The 19,770-nt window shown below is 44.3% G+C and carries 18 protein-coding genes and 1 tRNA gene; 7 read left to right on the top strand and 12 right to left on the bottom strand.

Annotated elements, in window-relative coordinates:
- Positions 1-3: 3 nt before the first annotated feature.
- The gene (locus tag H9628_RS02530) at positions 4-471 is read right to left on the bottom strand and encodes a gliding motility lipoprotein GldH (RefSeq protein WP_251832541.1); all 468 of its coding nucleotides are present in this window, start codon (positions 469-471) and stop codon (positions 4-6) included.
- Complete coding sequence (locus tag H9628_RS02525; protein ID WP_251832540.1) at positions 458-1,744, bottom strand: PSP1 domain-containing protein; 1,287 nt, start codon at positions 1,742-1,744, stop codon at positions 458-460. Before H9628_RS02525 ends, H9628_RS02530 begins: the two co-directional genes overlap by 14 nt.
- Before the next feature lie 388 nt (positions 1,745-2,132).
- On the opposite strand from H9628_RS02525, the gene H9628_RS02520 reads away from it, so the two are divergent.
- The 4 genes from H9628_RS02520 (at position 2,133) to H9628_RS02505 (ending at position 6,582) form a co-directional block, all read left to right on the top strand.
- The gene (locus H9628_RS02520) at positions 2,133-3,368 is read left to right on the top strand and encodes an OmpP1/FadL family transporter (RefSeq protein WP_251832539.1); all 1,236 of its coding nucleotides are present in this window, start codon (positions 2,133-2,135) and stop codon (positions 3,366-3,368) included.
- A gap of 15 nt (positions 3,369-3,383) precedes the next feature.
- Positions 3,384-4,859: an SGNH/GDSL hydrolase family protein gene (locus H9628_RS02515; RefSeq protein WP_251832538.1), complete on the top strand. Its 1,476-nt coding sequence runs from the start codon at positions 3,384-3,386 to the stop codon at positions 4,857-4,859.
- A gap of 96 nt (positions 4,860-4,955) precedes the next feature.
- Positions 4,956-5,894, top strand: a complete 939-nt coding sequence (locus H9628_RS02510) for a ribose-phosphate pyrophosphokinase (RefSeq protein WP_251832537.1) — start codon at positions 4,956-4,958, stop codon at positions 5,892-5,894.
- Positions 5,895-5,943: 49 nt separating this feature from the next.
- Positions 5,944-6,582, top strand: a complete 639-nt coding sequence (locus H9628_RS02505; RefSeq protein WP_251832536.1) for a 50S ribosomal protein L25/general stress protein Ctc — start codon at positions 5,944-5,946, stop codon at positions 6,580-6,582.
- A gap of 218 nt (positions 6,583-6,800) precedes the next feature.
- On the opposite strand, the gene H9628_RS02500 is transcribed toward H9628_RS02505, so the two are convergent.
- Positions 6,801-9,860, bottom strand: a complete 3,060-nt coding sequence (locus H9628_RS02500) for a DNA polymerase III subunit alpha (protein ID WP_251832535.1) — start codon at positions 9,858-9,860, stop codon at positions 6,801-6,803.
- A gap of 5 nt (positions 9,861-9,865) precedes the next feature.
- Entirely contained in the window at positions 9,866-11,041 is a 1,176-nt protein-coding gene (dinB, locus tag H9628_RS02495) for a DNA polymerase IV (protein ID WP_251832534.1), read from the bottom strand.
- A gap of 61 nt (positions 11,042-11,102) precedes the next feature.
- Between dinB and H9628_RS02490 the strand changes: the two genes are divergently transcribed.
- Complete coding sequence (locus tag H9628_RS02490) at positions 11,103-11,870, top strand: XRE family transcriptional regulator (protein ID WP_251832533.1); 768 nt, start codon at positions 11,103-11,105, stop codon at positions 11,868-11,870.
- 13 nt (positions 11,871-11,883) lie between these two features.
- On the opposite strand, the gene H9628_RS02485 is transcribed toward H9628_RS02490, so the two are convergent.
- Entirely contained in the window at positions 11,884-12,732 is an 849-nt protein-coding gene (locus tag H9628_RS02485) for a hydroxymethylglutaryl-CoA lyase (protein WP_251832532.1), read from the bottom strand.
- A gap of 151 nt (positions 12,733-12,883) precedes the next feature.
- On the opposite strand from H9628_RS02485, the gene pepT reads away from it, so the two are divergent.
- On the top strand, positions 12,884-14,143 hold the full coding sequence (gene pepT / locus H9628_RS02480) for a peptidase T (protein ID WP_251832531.1): 1,260 nt from the start codon (positions 12,884-12,886) through the stop codon (positions 14,141-14,143).
- A 104-nt stretch (positions 14,144-14,247) separates the two neighbouring features.
- Here pepT and H9628_RS02475 read toward each other — a convergent pair.
- The 4 genes from H9628_RS02475 to H9628_RS02460 all read right to left on the bottom strand — a co-directional run bounded on the left by H9628_RS02475 (position 14,248) and on the right by H9628_RS02460 (position 16,759).
- Positions 14,248-14,321 (bottom strand) — tRNA-Asn (locus tag H9628_RS02475).
- A 74-nt stretch (positions 14,322-14,395) separates the two neighbouring features.
- Entirely contained in the window at positions 14,396-15,733 is a 1,338-nt protein-coding gene (gene rseP, locus H9628_RS02470; protein ID WP_251832530.1) for an RIP metalloprotease RseP, read from the bottom strand.
- 102 nt (positions 15,734-15,835) lie between these two features.
- Positions 15,836-16,288, bottom strand: coding sequence for a porin family protein (locus H9628_RS02465; RefSeq protein ID WP_251832529.1), 453 nt, complete (start codon positions 16,286-16,288; stop codon positions 15,836-15,838).
- Between the two features lie 30 nt (positions 16,289-16,318).
- Entirely contained in the window at positions 16,319-16,759 is a 441-nt protein-coding gene (locus H9628_RS02460) for a DUF6646 family protein (protein ID WP_251832528.1), read from the bottom strand.
- A 112-nt stretch (positions 16,760-16,871) separates the two neighbouring features.
- Between H9628_RS02460 and H9628_RS02455 the strand changes: the two genes are divergently transcribed.
- Positions 16,872-17,630: an amidohydrolase gene (locus H9628_RS02455; protein WP_251832527.1), complete on the top strand. Its 759-nt coding sequence runs from the start codon at positions 16,872-16,874 to the stop codon at positions 17,628-17,630.
- Here the strand turns inward: H9628_RS02455 and trxA are convergent.
- The 3 genes from trxA to H9628_RS02440 are packed head-to-tail and all read right to left on the bottom strand — an operon-like array spanning position 17,627 to position 19,727.
- A complete protein-coding gene (trxA, locus tag H9628_RS02450; protein ID WP_251832526.1) occupies positions 17,627-17,932 on the bottom strand; it encodes a thioredoxin in 306 nt (101 codons plus the stop codon). The two genes, H9628_RS02455 and trxA, sit on opposite strands and share 4 nt — an antisense overlap.
- Before the next feature lie 23 nt (positions 17,933-17,955).
- Entirely contained in the window at positions 17,956-18,324 is a 369-nt protein-coding gene (locus H9628_RS02445; protein ID WP_251832525.1) for a rhodanese-like domain-containing protein, read from the bottom strand.
- Positions 18,324-19,727, bottom strand: coding sequence for an MBL fold metallo-hydrolase (locus tag H9628_RS02440; protein ID WP_251832524.1), 1,404 nt, complete (start codon positions 19,725-19,727; stop codon positions 18,324-18,326). Before H9628_RS02440 ends, H9628_RS02445 begins: the two co-directional genes overlap by 1 nt.
- Between the last annotated feature and the right edge of the window lie 43 nt (positions 19,728-19,770).

The raw sequence follows: 19,770 nt of genomic DNA, 5'->3' as shown, positions 1-19,770 counted from the left end.
ACGTTACGGTTTCAGCGTTTCTATTTTTACGCCAATATCTTCAATTCCTTTCAGACTGTCTGCACGCATCGCCTGGGTGACCCCAATTTCATACTGCGCATTGCGTGGGAACTTATAATTTAATTTGTATTGAAACATGATTTCCTTCGTATCACCAAAACCTTTTCCAAGCCAGGTACCATCGGGCTGTGCAAGGATGTAATTAAGAGTATCAGCATTTAAAACGCGTTTCCCCTCATTTAATTTTACGATCAGCCTAATGTTACTGTACGGATAATCATTATTGTTCCTTACAACAAATATAATGTTTTTAGGATTTCGGGCATCTGAAATGCTGAAACTGAACTTCTGTTCGTCATTTTTCGGCCAGCTTCCGTCAAGACGCTTCATATCAACTGTTTCAGCAGAGTCAGTGCACGATAATAATACGGCTGAAAAAAACAAAGCGGGCAACAATCTACGCACGGTCATCACGTTTTGGCTGAAACTTTTTCTTGAATTTCTTGGGCTGTCCTCCTGCCTGTGGCTGTTCTCCTTTGGGCGCGTTTCTTTCAGAATTCTGCTTTCGCGGCGCGGCAGATTTAGGCTGAGAGCGGTTTTCCGGTTTTTGATTTGGGTTTGGCTTGCCTTTTTTCCGGTTTTGATTTGGATTTCTGTTTTTGCGCTCAAAACGGTCCACACTGCTTTCCTGGATTAGGTCTACAGATTTTACGGCAACATCGTGTTTCTGTAAATCTTCCAACGGTGGTGTTTTCTCGCCTTTTTTATTTTGTGCGATCAGTTTTTTCACGTCCGCGACATCCAGATCATACCAGGCCATTGAACGTTCCACATAAGCAAACCACATTTTCTTCTTGAAAACATCGATTTTTATGCAGAAGGCACGCCCTTTTTCTGTATCTAATGTTGCATTTGAAGGCGGGAAATCGCTCAGAGCATCGAGGTAACTGTCGAGTTCATAATTTAGGCAGCACTTCAGCTTGCCACATTGACCGGCAAGCTTCTGGGGATTGATGCTCAGCTGCTGATAGCGCGCAGCATTGGTATTTACCGAACGGAAATCTGTAAGCCAGGTTGAGCAGCACAATTCACGTCCGCAAGAACCGATACCTCCAACTTTCGCCGCTTCCTGACGGAAACCGATCTGTTTCATATCGATCTTTGTGCGGAAAGCCGACGCATATTCTTTGATAAGCTGCCGAAAATCTACACGTGTCTCAGACGTATAGTAAAATGTAATCTTACCGCCGTCACCCTGATACTCTACATCGGTTATTTTCATGCTGAGATTCAGCGAATAAGCTATTTTTCTAGCTAATATCTTTACGCTTTCTTCCTTTGCACGAGACTCCTGCCAAACTTCGATGTCTTTTTGGTTGGCTAAGCGATAAATTTTCAAAGGATTATCTTCGGAAGCGAACTTCTTCTTCATCTGTATACCCACCAGTTCACCGGTGAGACTTACCACGCCTATATCATGACCCGGACTTGATTCTACTGTGACTACGCTGCCAATATGCAGCGGCAAATTATTTACGTTTTTAAAAAAACATTTCCGATCGTTCTTGAACCTCACTTCTACAAAGTCACACTTTGATTCCGAAGGATTATTAATGTTCGAAAGCCAATCAAAAACACTTAATTTATAGCTATTACCGCAGGTATTTACATTTTCACAGCCACTTGCAGATTTTGTACCGCAGGAGTGGGAAGAATCGCCGGATGTTTTGCATCCACAACTCATATTTTATATATTATTTCGTGCAAATTTAGTATAAATTTTTTTGTGCAAAATGAGGTCTGTCAGCGCACATGCGTAATTAGATATATTTAATAAAAAATAACATGCATTGCGTATTGTGCATCAAAATGAATAATATTATGCAAATCATATAATTTAAAATTTGGTGATTTGTATGCTTTTTTGCAATTTTATTTAAATTAAATTCTTTTAATTAAGTATTATATTCAATTAACGAAACCTGCCTTATTTAGTAGATTTCTGACCAAAATTATCGGTTATAGATTTTAAACAGTACGGCATTTGGGGAACCTGTTTAAAATAAATTATGACTTGTTAACAATTAGTTAAAAAATAATTTTATATTTGGAACATTAATAATGAAATGTCTATGAAAAAATTAGTTGTATCAGCAGCACTTTTGGCAGGTGTAGTAATGCATGCGGGAGGCTTCAGGGTTTCCCTGCAGGGAGTGAAGCAGCTTGCAATGGCGCATACCAGTGCTCACGCGGAGGACGCGAGCGTTGCATTCTTTAATCCGGCGGGAATGTCTTTCATCCCGAATAAACTGAGTGTGGCAGCAGGTGGTTTCGGTATCAGTACTGAAATTACGTATCAGAATCCTGAGAATATGCAGTCTTTCAACACGGATAATCCGCTTGGGACGCCTCTTTATGCAGCCGTTGCCTACAAAGTTGTAGACAATGTTTCTGTAGGTTTCAGTTTTTCCACACCTTATGGCAGTACCATTGTATGGCCTAATGACTGGGCAGGAAGAGAGATTGTGCAGAAAATTGAGCTAAAAGCACTTTATTTCCAACCGATGGTATCTTTTAAACTTGCTCCGTGGATGTCTGTGGGTGGAAGTTTCATCTATGCTAAAGGTACGGTAGACTGGACGAAGAGCCTGACACAGTTTGACGGCACCCTTAATATTAAGGATGACGAGGCTTCAGGTACCGGTTTCGGACTCGGATTCTATTTCCGTCCGTCTGATAAACTGGACGTGAGTATCGCCTACCGTTCGCCGGTGGATATGAATGCTGATGCGGGCGTTGCAACATTTGACGTTTCGCCAAGCTTGTTCCCACTTATCGGAATTGACGGTAACGGACAGGATAATTTCACCGCAATGCTTCCGTTGGTTGACGAATATACCATTGGTGCAACATATAAGATTACACCAAAATGGCAGGTTTCCGGTGATTTTAATTACAGTGGCTGGGCTCAGTATAATAGTCTGACACTTGATTTCGAAAACGCACCGATCGGAAACCAGGCAAGCGATCCTACAAAACTGGTTACACCTAAGAACTGGAAGAGCACACAGACCTGGCGTGTAGGAACACAATATATGGTGACCGATAGCTTTGCAGCGAGATTAGGATATTACCATGACGAATCGCCTTACGGAGACGAAGGTTTCAGTGCCGAAAGCCCTTCTTTCGAAGCGAACGTAATCACAGGAGGTATCGGTTATAAGTGGAACGGCCTTGGAATCGATCTGGCTGCCGCTTACAACTTCCAGACTCCGCGGGATGTGAGAAACACATTTTACAACTTTAATGGCCAGGCGAAAGCAAAAGCCTACTACTTCGGCTTAGGCTTATCTTACAACGCATTTTAAGAATTATTTTTAATTATGAAAAGAATATTAATATCAACAATAGCGGTTTCAGCCCTACTCTTTAATGTAAGCTGTGACACAGATTTTGATCAGGATGTCAATGATATCGTGGTTACAAGCGGCGAAGCAAACTTTTCCAAATATGTAGCTCTCGGGAACTCACTTACTTCCGGATATCGTGACAATGCTCTGTATATTGACGGACAGAATGAATCTTATCCCAATATGCTTGCAATGCAAATGAAAATGGCCGGCGGTGGCGAGTTCAAGCAGCCTATGATGCCAAACAACACTGGTGGATTCACGAATTTATTTAATCAAGCCACAGGAGATTTTGCAGGGAAATATACCCTTGGCGTGGTGTGTGGCGCTCTTTCGCCCTCGCCTACTGCGCCGGAAGCAGCGCTGGATAATATTGCCGCTCAGGGACCTTACCAAAACTTAGGTATTCCCGGAGCAAAATCGTTCCACTTAGGAGTTGCCACTTATGGAAGCGCCAATCCATATTATGCACGTTTCTCTACTGGGGTAAGCCCGGTAGCAGCTGCGGTTGCACAAGCTCCGACCTTCTTCTCGCTGTGGATCGGAAATAATGATGTACTTTCGTATGCCACCAGTGGTGGTATCGGCGTAGATCAGACAGGTAATTTTAATCCTGTAACGTATGGTTCCAATGACATTACGGATCCGACTGTCTTTGCTGGTACTATTTCTCAGTATATTGCTGCACTGACGGCAAACGGAGCCAAAGGGGTAATTGCAAATATCCCAAATGTCACGGCAATCCCTTATTTTAAAACTGTACCCAGTATGCCGATAAGCGGACTTTCCGATGCGCAGGCAACACAGCTTAACGGCGCTTATGCTCCTTACAACGCTGGAATTCTTCAGTTGAAAAATGCAGGTATTCTTTCGGAGGCAGAGTATCAGAATCGTATTATCCGCTTTACTGCGGGTGCAGTTGCCAATGGTGCTGTAATTTTAGATAAAGAACTGAAGGATCTTACTTCTTATAATCCCGCTCTAAAATCGTACCGTCAAACGACTATGAAAGACCTAATCACTTTACCGGCAGCAGCTTTGCTGAAACCGTATGATGCTACGTGTAACCCCCGAGGCATTAGTGCAGGTACCGCCGTTCCGTTAGAAGACAGGTACGTACTTACAGAAAAAGAAACGGAAAGAGTTTTAGCGGCTACCACAGCATACAACGCTTCTTTAAAATCAATCGCAAGTTCTAAAGGCTTGGCATTTGTGGATGCAAACGCCAAGATGCTTGAGCTTTCTAAGGCTTCAGGTATTCAGTATGATGGAGTTAAATACAATGCTACCTTTGTAACCGGCGGTACTTTCTCGCTGGATGGTGTTCACCTTACCGGAAGAGGCTATGCTCTTATCGCGAATGAGTTCATCAAAGCCATCAATTCAAAATACAGATCCACTTTACCAATGGTGAATGTGAATTCATATTCGGGCGTTAAATTCCCATAAGCAAACTTATTCTAAGATTGTTTTTTGAATATAACCATCAGATTCGTCTGGTGGTTTTATTTTTTTAAATTTGCACATCCTAAAACAATAAAAAAAATGGCTCACCAGGCAAGTTATCTGTTTTCAACCAGAACGAGCAAGGCATTAGCAGAAAAGATCGCACAACACTACGGCCAGGAGCTGGGTAAAATCAATTTTCAGGAGTTCAGTGATGGCGAGTTCGAGCCGGTATTAGACCAGTCTGTACGTGGCGGCCGCGTTTTCCTTATCGGTTCCACATTTCCCCCGGCGGATAATTTACTGGAACTTTTGCTGATGATTGACGCTTCCAAAAGAGCCTCGGCCAAAAGCATCACCGTCGTCCTTCCGTATTATGGGCTTGCACGCCAGGACCGCAAAGATCAGCCCCGCGCACCTATCGGAGCCAAGCTGGTCGCCAATCTGCTTACAGCTGCAGGAGCCACTCGCGTCATGACAATGGATTTGCATGCAGACCAGATTCAGGGCTTTTTTGAGATTCCGGTGGATCATCTTTATGCGTCTACACTTTTCATTGATCATATTCTTTCGCTTAACCTTGAGAATCTTACCATCGCTTCGCCTGACATGGGAGGTGCAAAACGCGCCAAAAACTACGCCGGTCACCTTGGAGCAGAGGTAGTGATTGCGTATAAAGAGCGTAAGAAAGCCAATGTGGTAGAAGAAATGTTCCTTATCGGTGACGTGACAGACCGTAATGTGATCCTCATCGATGACATGATAGATACTGCCGGAACACTTTGCAAAGCCGCAGACATCCTCATCGCAGGAGGTGCCAAAAGTGTCCGCGCGATGGCTACACACGGCGTACTTTCGGGAAAAGCGTATGAAAACATCGAAAATTCACAGCTTTCAGAGGTGATTGTCACAGACACAATCCCTATCAAAACCGAGCTTTCCTCAAAAATAAAAGTGCTCTCCTGCGCCAAACTTTTCGCAGATGTGATGCGGATGGTACATGAGCATAAATCCATCAGCGATAAATTTATCATTTAAAGTAAATTTACCTATATTTGCACCCTTAAAATTTTTATAACAGATTATAATGAAATCAATTACAATTCAAGGCACAAAAAGAGAAAGCGTGGGCAAGAAATCTACGAAAGCTTTACGCGATGCTGAATTAGTTCCTTGTGTTGTTTACGGAGGCGCTGAAACCCTGAACTTTTCTGCAGAAGAAAGAGCATTCAAAGGTTTGGTGTATACTCCTGAAGCACACACGGTATCTATTGAGGTTGACGGACAAACTATTCCTGCCGTGCTTCAGGACATCCAGTTTCACCCATTGACAGACAAGATCCTTCACGCAGACTTCTATCAGTTAGATGAAAACAAAGCTGTAGTAATGGAAGTTCCTGTAAGAATCACGGGTCGTTCAAAAGGTGTTGTAGCCGGTGGTGCGATGCGTCAGTCTTTCAGAAAACTTAAACTTAAGGCTCTTCCGGCAAACCTTCCGGATGAGATCGTGGTAGATGTTACGCCGCTTAAGATTGGTAACAAACTTTATGTAGGTGACATCAAAACCGATAACTTTACGTTCATGCATCCGGACAACGCAGTGGTAGTAGCTGTTAAAATGTCTAGAACAGCGAGCAAAGGCGGTGCTGCAGCAGAAGATGATGATGAAGAGACAACTGGTGCAGAGAGCGAAGCTCCGGCAGCAGAAGAGACTTCAGCAGAATAATATTTGCAGAATAAATACAGAAACCCGACAGTTCATAGCTGTCGGGTTTTTTATTTGGAGCTACACCATTTACGCAGTTTTCCACTGGCGTACGCGCCCTCACTACTCGCTTCCCGCGCTGAAAAAAATCTTTTTTCAGCGCGGGAGAGCTCAGACAGGCCGTTCGGTCACGGCTAGAATAGCCGATATTTTCTCTTTCGTTATTTTTTCACTGCACTTTAGCTGCGCAGTTTATGTCTCGGCAACCCGATTTCGTGTTCCTGCGGATACGGTTGGCGGAAGGTCATGCTCACATCCTCCTTCAGCTGGCGGTGCACATCATACTGCTTTTCTTTATGATAAGAATAGCGAGGGTCCGGTATCATCGGCATCTTTGCCATTTTGTGAATGGTGATGGTCGGGAAATGATAATCTACTTCCACTGTCCCCAGCAGCAGGTAGCAGCCTCCCCCCTGAAACGGATATTTTTCGAGGCTGTCCGGGAAGTGCGCAGTATCGAAATAATCGCCGTTTACATCGATCCAGGTTCCGAAATACATCGTGCCTTTCTTGGTGGGGACGTGTTTTCTCGAAATAAGATACGCCAGCATCTTTACCTGTCTTTTGTGGAATTTCAATAGATCTTTTACGAAAACAGAACCGCGGTATTTGGTTTCCAGCAAATCAAACGGCGTACACGAAACCGGGAAACCAATGATCTCTATTTCATCAAAAGCGTCCTCAAAAGGATCCCGCTTCAGTTCCGGCAGCCTGTATTCGGCTACAGGTTCCTCAATAAGCATCATCGTGCGGTTTTCCGGCTTGAAATTGATCAGCAGCAGCCGCGCCTCGATCAGCAGTTCATTTTTGGGCTTGCCCGTAAACCGGAAAGCGCCAATAAATATAAGCGTCTGCACGGTTTCAATACCGATTGGGATGCGCCGGATGAAATCTTTGAGGGAATGGTAAAGTCCGTTTCTCGTGCGTTCTTCTGCGATCTCATGGGCAATGCGGGTTTCAAGGCTCTGCAGATGCATGAATCCGAGATAAACCGTTTGATCATTAAGTGTAGTTTCAAAGCGGGAATTATTCACACATGGGTTTTCAATCAACCCGCCCGACATTTTCGCTTCGTGAACGTAAACTTCTGTCCGGTAAAAACCGCCCTGATTGTTGATGACGCAAACCATAAACTCCAGCGGATAATACACCTTTAGGTATAAACTCTGGTAACTTTCCACCGCGTAGGATGCTGAATGTGCCTTGCAGAAAGAATATCCCGCAAAAGACTCAATCTGGCGGTAAACTTCTTTCGAAAGATTCTCCGGATGTCCTTGCTTCCTGCACGATTCGAAAAAATGGTCTTTCACTTTCTGCAGCGCGGCCAGGGACCGGCCTTTTCCGCTCATTGCTCGGCGCAGGATATCGCCGTCTGCCAGTGAAAGCCCGCCATAGTACTGCGCAATCTTGATCACATCTTCCTGATAGACCATGATTCCGTACGTTTCGCTGAGGTTTTCTTTAAAGACTTCGTGGAAGTACTCGAACTTATCGGGATGGTTGTGCCGGAAGATGTATTCCTTCATCATTCCGCTTTGCGCCACACCAGGTCGGATGATTGAAGAGGCGGCCACCAAAGTTATGTAATCACCACATTTTAAACGTCTTAAAAGCCCGCGCATTGCTGGGCTCTCTATATAAAAACATCCTATTGTCTTGCCTACTGCCAAATATTCATTACACAATGCTTCATCTTTAGAAATAGAAGTATCCCGGATATCGACTTCAATTCCGCGGTTTTTTTTAATGAGATGCACTGTGTCGCTAATCGTTCCAAGACCCCGTTGCGAAAGGATGTCAAATTTTTCCAATCCGATGTCTTCGGCTACATGCATGTCAAACTGCACGATCGGGAAACCCTTCGGCGGCATTTCCAGCGCGGAATAATCGGTGATGGGATCTTCGGAAATCAGGATCCCGCAAGAATGCATGCTGCGCTGGTTCGGAAACTTTTCGAGCAGTTGGCCGTATTCATGCACCAGCCGCACTATTTTGTCTTCGTGATGGTCGCTGAGGGGTTTTGTGGCCAGGGTATCTAGTTCTTCTTTAGGCAGACCAAAGGCCTTACCCACCTCCCGAAAAATTGAGCGGTATTTGAATTCTACGTTCGTTCCACAAAAGGCCACGTGTTCTTTCCCGTATTTGGTGAAGATGTAGTCAAGAATCTGGTCACGGTGTTGCCAGCTCCAGTCAATATCAAAATCAGGTGGTGATTTCCGGTTGAGGTTCAGGAAGCGTTCGAAGTAAAGATCGAGTTCGATAGGGCAGATATCGGTAATTCCCAGACAATAGCTTACGATGGAATTGGCACCGCTGCCCCGGCCAACATGCATAAAACCCAGGGTGTTGCTGTATTGAATGATATCCCACGTGATGAGGAAATAGGCGGAGAAATTGAGTTGGTCAATTACTTTGAGTTCTTTTTCAGTCCGTTTACGCGCTGCTTCATCATGTTCGCCATATCTTCTTTTCAGCCCGGCATAGGCGAGCTGGCGGAGAAGTTTCATGTCATCTTTTTTGGAAGTGGTGAAGAACTTCTTATTTTTTACTTTTTCTTTAAATATAAAATCAAAACCGCTCTCATCCAGAATTTTCTGTGTGTTGGCAATGATTTTCGGAAAGTTGGCGAATGCATTTTTAATGCTTTCAACAGGCTTGAAGAACTCGGTTTTGGCGCAGAAATCATTAGCATTAAGCTTAGACAGCAACGTATTTCCGTCGATTGCACGCAGGATCCGGTGAAGGTTGTATTCTTTTTTAGTGCTGAATGTCACGGGATGCCAAATCACCATTTTGGGGATTTTCGCTTTTAGCTCCGGTTTCATCAGCAGGTTGATTTCCTCTTCGCGGATGCCGAGGTATTCGTTTTCCCGTAGGCTTTCGGGGCAGTTGCTGAGCGGATAGATGATGAAAACTTTGCGGAATTCCGGGGCGGTTTCGGTAAGTTCGGCTCCATCGCAGTTGCAGGCGGTGAGCATCCGGTTGATCTCTCCGATTCCCAAAAATTCTTTGGCCACGGCAATGTAGAGCAGGCGGTTTTCTTTCCTTATTTCTACGCCAATAATGGGTTTGATGCCATAGCTTTCGCACGCTTTTTTAAAATCATAAATAGCCGAAACAGTATTGATGTCTGTTAGAACTAGTTCTTTAGTTCCGAATAAGTGCGCTTGTTTTACGAGTTCTTCCACGGATAAAGTTCCGTACCTCAGGCTGTGAAAAGAATGACAGTTCAGAAACATTATTTTCAGGCTTTTTGAGGAGATTCAGAAATTTTCGCAGGATAATGGAAGCCTGCAGCTCGGCCCACGGCTTCTGAGCCAAACCGGTTTTTGATGCGGTCCATCGTCTGATAGAGATTCATCAGTTCCTCAGTATCTTCAAAAAGATTCATCTGGTGGCTGCCGTGTACCAAGCCCGTGAAACGGAGCCCCACAAGCCGCAGCCGCATTCTTCGGGTATAGATTTTATCGAAAAGGCCCAGGGCGGTTTTTGTTAACGTATGGTCTGCCGCCGTGTAAGCCACTTTTTGCTGTTTGGTTTCCGTATCAAAGTTGGCGTACCGTATTTTTATGACAACCGTGGAGGTAAGCCATTTTTCTTTCCGCAACTGATACGCGAGCTGTTCTGCCATGCCCGAAATCAGGCTCCGCATCGCGAAAATATCCATCGTATCATCCGAAAATGTGTGTTCTTTTGAAATAGATTTTCTTTCGGAATAGGGAATTACCGGAGTTTCATCAATGCCGTTGGCTTTTTTCCAGAGTTCGGTGCCGTTCTTACCGATCATCTGTTGAAGCGTAAGAACGGGCATCTCTGAAAGGGTTTTTATGGTGCGGATACCGATCCTGGAGAGCAACTGAAACGTAGTTTCTCCCACCATCGGGATTTTTCTTATGGAAAGCGGATTCAGAAAAGGTTTGATCTGTGTTTCTTTTATTTCAAGCCTTCCATGCGGTTTAGATTCTCCAGTGCCGATTTTAGACACGGTTTTATTCACAGAAAGAGCAAAACTGATGGGCAAGCCGGTTTCTTTGGTCACTTCTTCCGCGATTTCCCGTGTCCACTGGTAACAGCCGAAAAATTTATCCATACCAGAAAGATCCAAGTAAAACTCGTCGATGCTGGCTTTTTCCATCACAGGCACACGCTGTTGAATGATTTCGGTGACTTCATGTGATAGTTTTGAAAACATATCATAGTCGCCTTTCACTACTTTGGCATCCGGGCAAAGTTTTAGTGCCATTCGGATTGGCATGGCAGACCGAACCCCGAAATACCGTGCTTCATACGAACACGATGCTACCACACCGCGGTCTCCACCTCCGATGATCAGAGGGATTCCGTGGAGTTGGCTGTTGTCCCGCCGCACGCAGGACACAAAGAAGGTGTCCAGATCCATATGTGCAATCGCATGATTCATGGGACAAAAGTATATACTATTTGTCCCAAAAACATTATATTTGCAGATACAATCTGTCCCAATGTCAGTTTTCTCAGATAACATCAGGTTTCTAAGAGGTAAAAAAGATTTATCTCAAAACGGTTTTGCCGAACAGCTTGGCATCAGCCGCGACCGTTATTCGAAGTACGAAAGTGGCCGCTCAGAACCGCCGTATGATATTCTCATACAGATTTCAAAATATTTCCATGTAAGCATAGATTTGCTGCTGACGGTGGATGTCCGCAAATATCCGCTTGAAGGAATGCTGAAACTGCCCGATAACAGGATCGTACTGCCGGTATTGATCGATGATGAAGGCGATGGTTATATTGAAATCGTGCCGCAAAAGGCTTCAATGGGCTACCTGAAAGGATATATGGATCCCGGTTATATGGAAAGTCTGCAAAGGATGAAGCTGCCTTTTCTGCAACATGGCAAGTACCGCGGGTTTCTGGCTGACGGAGATTCTATGCCGCCATTTGCTGACGGTTCCTACGTTATCGGAGAATATGTGGAGAATATTTCGGACTTAAAAACCGACAAAGGCTATATTTTCGTCACCCAGGAAGGCATTACCTACAAGACGCTGGTAGCGGTTAACGAAAAATCTATTACGGTGGCGGCAGACAACCCGTTTTACCCGCCTTACGAGATCGCGTTAGAGGAAATCGTGGAAATCTGGCGTTACGTGCGCGGTATTTTGCCGCAGGATTATAAACCCGGCGCTTCCTCTGACACTGAGATTAAAAACATGTTCCAGGAAATCCGCAAAGACATCCGCGGACTTGGCGATAAAATTTCGGGCTAGATTCAGGATTAATTTAAAAATGAAAGATGTCCTTGGCTCTGTTATATGAACTTTCGAAGTGCAGCAAATTCAGTGAATGTTCGATTCTTTCAGATGCCATAAAATTGATCACCTGTTCCGTCGGCATATTCCCCACCAAATCATCCTTTGCCATCGGGCAGCCTCCAATTCCTTTGATGGCAGAATCAAATCTCCTGCAACCGTTATCGTAGGCGGCTTTCAGTTTTTTATAAGAATCCTCGTAGCGGTTGTGAAAGTGTGCGCCAAAATCAATATGAGGGTATTTTTGGGGAATTTTACTGAAAAGAAGCTCAATCTGTTCCACGGATCCTGTGCCGGTGGTATCGGAAAGCAAGATGTTTTTAATGCCGATATCGCTGAAACGCTGTGCCCAAAAATCTACATCCTCCCATTTCCACATTTCACCGTAAGGATTGCCGAAAGCCATCGAAAAATAGATGTTCAGCGTACGGCCATCTGTTTTCAGCAGTTCCAGGATTCTCACAATATCATTGAAGGCGGTTTCCCGGCCTTTGTTCGTGTTTCTGTGCTGGAAAGTTTCTGATATTGAAAACGGAAATCCCAGAATATCAACCTGCTGATGGGCCAGCGCCTTCTCGGCACCACGTACATTGGCGACAATTACTGATAGTTTGGTGTTCGAAATTCCTTTGTCAATCTCATCGATCACCTTTCCGGAATCCGCCATCTGCGGAATAGATCTCGGGGAAACGAAACTTCCACAATCGAGCACATCAAAACCTACATCCATCAGTGAATTAATGTAGTCGATTTTTTTCTGAGTCGGGATGAATTCTCCCCAACCCTGCATGGCGTCGCGTGGACATTCGGTTAAAAACATTGTTTGTTATTCGGTTTTTCCAAAGATAATAATTTTTTGCAATGCGCTTTCAGGCGGAAAATGGGGCCATAGCAATTTAAAAAAGGGCAGTTCCGGAAGTTTTTTCCAACTGTGATTTGCTACCTTTGCTTAAACTCAAATTTACTTAAAAATGAAGACGATAGAATTTGATCTGGAATGGAAACTGAAACTTCAGAACCGTTTCATCACTTATGCTAAAATTTATTCTACCAGTGATCCTGAAAGCGAATCTACGCCGAGCACAGAACGACAGTGGGATATCGCCAACTATATTTTTGAAGAACTGAAGTCCCTCGGTCTGAGTGATGTTTCCATTGACGAAAACGGCTACATCTACGCCTATGTGCCGTCAAACCTCGAAAATGATGATGAGCCGGTTGTCGGTTTCATCGCGCATTATGACAGTTCGCCCGATTTCAACGGAGAGAATGTGAATCCACAGATTTGGGATAATTATGATGGCGGCGATCTGCTTCTGAATGAGGAAACGGGTTTCACGCTCTCACCTTCTAAATTTGAGAGTTTAAAAGACTATATAGGTAAAACTTTAATAACAACTGACGGAACCACACTTTTGGGAGCTGATGACAAAGCGGGTGTCGCTGAAATCGTCACCGCTGCGGAGTATTTACTGGCACATCCCGACATCAAACACGGAAAAATCGCGATCGGTTTTACGCCTGATGAAGAGATCGGACGAGGCGCGCACAAATTTGACGTTGCAAAATTCGGTGCCGAATGGGCATACACGATGGACGGGGGTGAAGTAGGGGAACTTGAATACGAAAATTTCAATGCCGCCGGCGCCGTGGTGAAAATTCACGGTTTGAGCGTGCATCCGGGCTACGCGTTCGGAAAAATGGTGAACGCTTCGCTTCTGGCGGCTGAGTTTATCAAGATGCTTCCCGAAAACGAAACGCCTTCCACGACCAAAGGTTTTGATGGGTTTTATCATTTAACGGACCTGAAATCTGATGTTTCAGAAGCTAAACTTCAATATATCATTCGTGATCATGATGAAGCTAAATTCGAAGCCAGAAAGAAGTTGATTACCGAAAAAGTAGCAGAATTTAATGCTAAATTCGGCGAAGGAACTGCGGAAATAGAGATCAAGGAGCAATACCGCAATATGAAGCAGCAGTTCGAAGGTAAGATGCACATCGTAGATATTGCCGAGCAGGCGATGAAGGACGCGAATATTGAGCCTAAAATAAAAGCCATCCGCGGCGGAACAGACGGCGCGCAGCTCTCTTATATGGGTTTACCTTGTCCAAACATTTTCGCGGGAGGAATTAACTTTCACGGACCTTACGAATACGTAGCATTAGAATCTATGGAAAAAGCGGTGAAGGTGATTATTAACATTGCGAAAGCGGTGAAGAAGCAGTAACTGTCATCCATCATTATAAAAAATAACCTGTGGCTAAAGCTGCAGGTTTTTTTTAATTCAAAATTTTAAAAACAAAAAACCATCACATTTCTGTGATGGTTTTGCTCCTCCTGCTGGGCTCGAACCAGCGACCCTCTGATTAACAGTCAGATGCTCTAACCAACTGAGCTAAGGAGGAGTGTTGCTCCTTTGTTTAAGCGTTTGCAAATATAAAAACTTTTTGAATACTGCCAAAATATTTTAGCCGAATTTCTAAAATTTTCCTGTAATCCATTTTACGATATCATTCCCGAAGATCAGCACCATCAGTCCGAGCAGGAAAATGACGCCAATCATCTGCGCGTTCTCCAATACCTTCTGCGGTACGGGTTTCCCCGTGATCATTTCCCAAAGCGTGAACATCACGTGGCCGCCGTCCAGACCCGGAATCGGAATCAGATTCAGGAAAGCCAGCCAAACGGAAAACATCGCCGTAAAACTCCAGAAAAACTCCCAGTTCACCGTTTCAGGCATCATTTTGATGATACCGATAGGACCTGAAACTTTCTTGTAACCTTCCGTGGTCGTATTGAAAACAATTTTAAACTGTTTGATCTGCATCGTTAGCACATCAATAGTGCGGGTCAATCCGCGCGGAATGGCTTCCAACAAAGTATAGTTTTTGGTAACGCGTGCGGTTTCCAGTGAGGCCTGAGCCACGTTCACGTCCGTAGTGAAACCGAGTTTTCCCTTGCCATCTACTTTTGTAACTACAGTTTTGGTCGTATTATCCCGGAGGATGCTAAGGTTGATATCCTGATTTTTGAATTTTTCAAGTTCAGTCCCAAGTTCATCGAAGTAATTGATAGATTTGCCGTTGATGCCGACGATTCGGTCACCTTTCTGTAAACCGGCATTTTTTGCAGGTCCGTTAGGTACTAAACTGTCGATAACCACAGGGAATCTTGGGGAAAAGTACGCTTTTGCTTCATTTTGAGCCAACACCGCAGCCACGCCGTGCTCATCTACCGGGAAGGTGATTTCTTTCCCGTCTCTTTCCACGGTAACTTCATTCGCAAAAAGCATGTTTACCGTTGAGGTTTCCATGCGGTCAGCGGTCTTGCCGTCGATTTTAAGGATTTTGTCGCCAGTTTTGAGGCCCATTTTCCGTCCCGCTTCAGACACTGCTATTCCGTTTTCGAATTTGGTATTGTCGTGGTATGTTTCACCTTTAAAATAGCTTAAAGATGAATAAATAAGCCATGCCAAAAAGAAATTTACGGTAACGCCGCCCAGCATGATGATAAGCCTCTGCCACGCCGGTTTGCTTCGGAATTCCCACGGTTCTGCCGGTTTATTCAGCTGCTCGGTATCCATACTTTCGTCCACCATCCCGGCAATTTTCACATATCCGCCAAACGGAAGCCAGCCGATACCATATTCGGTACCACGGAATTTTACCTTGGCGAGCGAAAACCATGGATCAAAAAACAGGTAGAATTTTTCAACTTTTGTCTTGAAGTATTTTGCGGGTAGAAAGTGCCCTAATTCATGCAGAACAACTAAAATGGAAATGCTGAGAATAAACTGCAGCAACTGTATAAGCGTCATTGATTTGTATTAAAAATTTCAGATTGGCGAAGATACGGAATCTTCAAAGAAAAAGGTTCCCAAAAAATTGAGAACCTTTTCCTATATAATGTGAGGAGTCTCTTAGAAATTGAATGATACACCTAAGCTACCATTGTTTCCGAATTCACCGTAGATACCTACATTGTTGTTGAAGAAATATCTTACGCCAAGGTGTGCACCGAAACCGAAGTCTTTGCCCAGAACACCTAAGTTAACACCTGGATAGATATCCCACTGCTCAGGCAAACCAAGTGGCTCCTGAAGGTGGAAACCTAATCTACCGAAAAGGAATACGTTGTTGTCTTCGTTGTCATCTTTATAACCATCGAAATAGAAGTTTGCACCTGCACCGAGGGAAACGATGCTTCCTAAACCATAATCGTACGTAGCTGTGATTCCGTTACCATAGCCCCATCCGTTGAAACCAACCTGAAGTTTTTGGTCACCTTTGCCGTTCCAGGCTTGCGCGGAAGCATCCGCAGTTCCTAAAATCATTGCAACTGCCAGTGCAGCGCCAGAGATTAACTTTTTCATAATGTTTATTTTTAATGTTTGTTTACTATTTTATAAGTTGATTGAAACACCAATGCTTCCGTTGTTTCCGGCTTCTATGAAGGCGCCGAACTTTTCATTAAAGAAGTACCTTGCGCCGATGTGTGCCCCGAGACCAAGCGTATTTCCGAGAACGCCTACATCAAGCCCGGGATATACATCCCACTGTTCCGGCAAACCTAATACATCCTGAAGGTGAACATTAAATCTTCCGAACAGGAAGAAATTGTTGTTATTTTCACCATCCTTGTCGTCATCAAAATAGATGTTTGCGCCGGCACCTAGGGACAGCATATTGCTGATTCCATAATCGTAAGTTCCTGTTATTCCGGTGCCGTTTCCCCAACCGCTAATGCCAATCTGTACTTTCTGATCACCATTCCCGCTCCATGCCTGTGCCGCCACAGGTGCCGAAAGTAGGGCGGAGGCGATCAAAATCATTAGTCTTTTCATAAAAGGTACAGTATTGCGTTGCATGGCATCAAATATAAGACCAAAGCCTGACGCGCCGAAATTCTATTTATTTAATTTGTATATTTAATGGCACTTTTTTAATGATATAGAAATGGAAACTTTAAAAGTAACAGGGCTTAACCTAGACATAATCTGGAAAGATAAAACAGCTAATTTTCAGCAGATTGAACGCCAAACCGAACATTCGAAGGCCGACATCATCATGCTTCCCGAAATGTTCCCGACGGGATTTTATATGAAAGCGGAAGAAATTGCAGACCGTGACAATGAGACACTCCGCTGGATGAAAAGTCTCGCCGCAAAGACTGGCTCTGCCTTATGCGGAAGTGCCTCTGTAAATGAAAGCGGCAAGTTCTACAACCGTTTTTACTTCGTAAACCCCCATGGAAGCTACCAGTTCTATGACAAGCGGCATCTGTTCTCGTTTTCGGGCGAACACAAAACTTATTCGCCGGGCACGGAAAGGGTAATTGTTAATTTTAACGGTTGGAGAATCTTACTGCAAGTCTGTTATGACCTGCGTTTTCCGGTTTTTGCGCGTAATAATGATGATTATGATGCCATTTTCTATGTTGCAAACTGGCCTGAAGCCCGAATTGATGCCTGGCAAACACTGTTGAAGGCGCGAGCCATTGAAAATCAGTGCTATGTATTTGGTTTGAACAGAATCGGAACAGATGGGAACAATCTTCATTACCCGCAGAGCTCCTATTGCTTCAATGCGAACGGAGAAATAATTTCAGAAGTCACGGACCAACAGGTGATTGCGGAACTCGATATGGAAAGCCTCAATAATTTTCGCGAAAAATTTCAGTTTCTGGGTGACCGCGATTTTTTCAGAATACTTTAGGCTCCCGCGAATTCGTGCAGCAGATTGGTTAATGTATTTACATCGTGTAAGCCGCTTTCCTTCCAGAGAAGCTGGCCATTTTTGAATACTGCTAAGGTCGGGACTCCTCTCACACCATATTCAGCCGCGATTGTCGGGTATTCATCGACATCGATTTTTACAATTCTTGCCGCGTCGCCCACGTTGTCTTTCACCGTATTCAGAACCGAAGACTGCACTTTGCACGGGCCGCACCAGGTGGCAAAGAAATCGATCAGTACAGGTCTTTCTGAATTAATTAACTCGTTGAATTGCTGTGACATAATTAATTAAAATCAGATTAAATTCATTTTTCGGCTTGAATTGCCTTTACATTTTTGAGCGTTTTGCCGTAATGGACATTTTTAATTCCGTTCTTCTTTAAAACAGTCATCGCTACATTAGCCTGCCGACCAGTGTTGCAGAAAATGACTGTATTTTTCTGTTTACGGAAGAAATCAAGATTGTTTTCTATCGTCGCAAGCGGAATATTAACGGAATTGGCAGCGCTTCCTTCCGTAAACTGCTCCGGAACTCGCACGTCAACGAGCGCGGTTTCAGGATCTTTTACAAGTTCTTTCACGCTAATCAGTGTATCTTCAACCACAGGTTTAACTGCGGTGCACGAAAACACGGTGATCAGAAAAAAGAGCTGAAGTAAATTTCTTAAAACCATCAGATTTTGCTTTGACAAACGAAGTTGCTTTTAGGGATACCGGTTTCTTTAATCTTATTGAAGCCACCATCAACTTCAGAGAAATTGCGGATTCCGCGCGAATTCAGGATGCTCGCAGCAATCATACTTCGGTAGCCGCCCGCGCAGTGAATGAAGAAATGTTCGCGGTCATCAATCGTTGAAGCCCATTCGCCAATGTCTGCCAGCGGCCTGCGGAACGCATACTCCACATGTTCGGCTTCATATTCGCTTTCTTTTCTTACATCGATTACTTTTGAATTTTCATTGAATTGTTCGGCAAATTCTTGTGGCGAAATCCTGTGGATGCTGTCTGTTTCTTTATTTGAATTTTTCCAGGACTCAAAACCGCCATAAAGATAGCCCAACACATTGTCGAAGCCAACGCGGGATAGTCTCGTGATCACTTCTTCCTCGGTACCGCTGTCACAAACCAGCAAAATCGGCTGCTGCACATCCACGATCATTGCGCCAACCCAGGGTGCGAAATCTCCTTTTAAACCGATGTTCACCGAATTCGGAATAAAACCTTTATGAAAATCTGCAGCGGACCGCGTATCCAGGATCAATGCGCCCGATTCTTCCGCCAGATTTTGAAATGCTTCTGTGTCCAATGGATTGTTGCCTTTTTCCAGCACCTCTTCGAAACTGCTGTAGCCGCCTTTGTTGAGCGCGACATTCATTCCGAAATATTTTGGCGGCGCTGAAAGTCCGTCGAGAACCTCCCGGACAAAAGATTCTTTATCCGGCTGATTCAGTGCATAATTGGTCTTTTTCTGGTTTCCAAGCGTATCTACGGTTTCTTTCTGCATGTTTTTGCCGCAAGCGGAACCTGCACCGTGAGCTGGATACACCGTGATGTCATCGGCCAGCGGCATGATCTTGCTCTGCAAACTTTCGTAAAGCATTCCGGCGAGCTGTTGCTGCGTCATATGTGCGGCTTTCTGTGCTAAATCTGGACGGCCAACATCGCCTAAGAACAGCGTGTCTCCCGAGAATATCGCGGTTTCCCTGCCATCTTCATCACTTAGCAGAAATGTAGAACTTTCGAGTGTGTGTCCCGGTGTGTGGAGTACTTTGATTTTAATATTTCCTATCTCAAAAATCTGGTTGTCCTCGGCGATGATTGCTTCAAAATCCGGCTCTGCGGTGGGTCCGTAAACAATAGGCGCACCGGTTTTTTTGGACAGGTCTAAATGTCCGGACACAAAATCTGCATGGAAGTGCGTCTCAAAAATATATTTAAGTTTCACACCGTCTTTCTCAAGCCTTTCGATATAAGGTTTGGTTTCACGTAAAGGATCGATGATCGCGGCTTCATTTTCAGAAACGATGTAATAAGCGCCCTGCGCGAGGCATCCGGTATAGATCTGTTCGATTTTCATCTTAAAGAGATATTAAAAAATTTATGGCACAAACATACGTCAA

Origin of the sequence: Kaistella pullorum (assembly GCF_014837035.1) — a bacterium.
Classification (GTDB): domain Bacteria; phylum Bacteroidota; class Bacteroidia; order Flavobacteriales; family Weeksellaceae; genus Kaistella; species Kaistella rhinocerotis.
The sequence above is the reverse complement of the archived record's forward strand: the minus strand, read 5'-3'. Positions and strand labels throughout refer to the sequence as shown.

Excerpts from the sequence above, each read along its gene's own strand:
- rseP (WP_251832530.1), bottom strand. The coding sequence starts at position 15,733 with ATGACGCTTATACAGTTGCTGCAGTTTATTCTCAGCATTTCCATTTTA.
- trxA (WP_251832526.1), bottom strand. The coding sequence starts at position 17,932 with ATGTCACAGCAATTCAACGAGTTAATTAATTCAGAAAGACCTGTACTG.
- H9628_RS02455 (WP_251832527.1), top strand. The coding sequence starts at position 16,872 with ATGGAAACTTTAAAAGTAACAGGGCTTAACCTAGACATAATCTGGAAA.
- H9628_RS02525 (WP_251832540.1), bottom strand. The coding sequence starts at position 1,744 with ATGAGTTGTGGATGCAAAACATCCGGCGATTCTTCCCACTCCTGCGGT.
- pepT (WP_251832531.1), top strand. The coding sequence starts at position 12,884 with ATGAAGACGATAGAATTTGATCTGGAATGGAAACTGAAACTTCAGAAC.
- H9628_RS02520 (WP_251832539.1), top strand. The coding sequence starts at position 2,133 with ATGAAAAAATTAGTTGTATCAGCAGCACTTTTGGCAGGTGTAGTAATG.
- H9628_RS02460 (WP_251832528.1), bottom strand. The coding sequence starts at position 16,759 with ATGAAAAGACTAATGATTTTGATCGCCTCCGCCCTACTTTCGGCACCT.
- H9628_RS02440 (WP_251832524.1), bottom strand. The coding sequence starts at position 19,727 with ATGAAAATCGAACAGATCTATACCGGATGCCTCGCGCAGGGCGCTTAT.
- dinB (WP_251832534.1), bottom strand. The coding sequence starts at position 11,041 with ATGAATCATGCGATTGCACATATGGATCTGGACACCTTCTTTGTGTCC.
- H9628_RS02485 (WP_251832532.1), bottom strand. The coding sequence starts at position 12,732 with ATGTTTTTAACCGAATGTCCACGCGACGCCATGCAGGGTTGGGGAGAA.
- H9628_RS02500 (WP_251832535.1), bottom strand. The coding sequence starts at position 9,860 with ATGTTTCTGAACTGTCATTCTTTTCACAGCCTGAGGTACGGAACTTTA.
- H9628_RS02530 (WP_251832541.1), bottom strand. The coding sequence starts at position 471 with ATGACCGTGCGTAGATTGTTGCCCGCTTTGTTTTTTTCAGCCGTATTA.
- H9628_RS02515 (WP_251832538.1), top strand. The coding sequence starts at position 3,384 with ATGAAAAGAATATTAATATCAACAATAGCGGTTTCAGCCCTACTCTTT.
- H9628_RS02445 (WP_251832525.1), bottom strand. The coding sequence starts at position 18,324 with ATGGTTTTAAGAAATTTACTTCAGCTCTTTTTTCTGATCACCGTGTTT.
- H9628_RS02505 (WP_251832536.1), top strand. The coding sequence starts at position 5,944 with ATGAAATCAATTACAATTCAAGGCACAAAAAGAGAAAGCGTGGGCAAG.
- H9628_RS02465 (WP_251832529.1), bottom strand. The coding sequence starts at position 16,288 with ATGAAAAAGTTAATCTCTGGCGCTGCACTGGCAGTTGCAATGATTTTA.
- H9628_RS02490 (WP_251832533.1), top strand. The coding sequence starts at position 11,103 with ATGTCAGTTTTCTCAGATAACATCAGGTTTCTAAGAGGTAAAAAAGAT.
- H9628_RS02510 (WP_251832537.1), top strand. The coding sequence starts at position 4,956 with ATGGCTCACCAGGCAAGTTATCTGTTTTCAACCAGAACGAGCAAGGCA.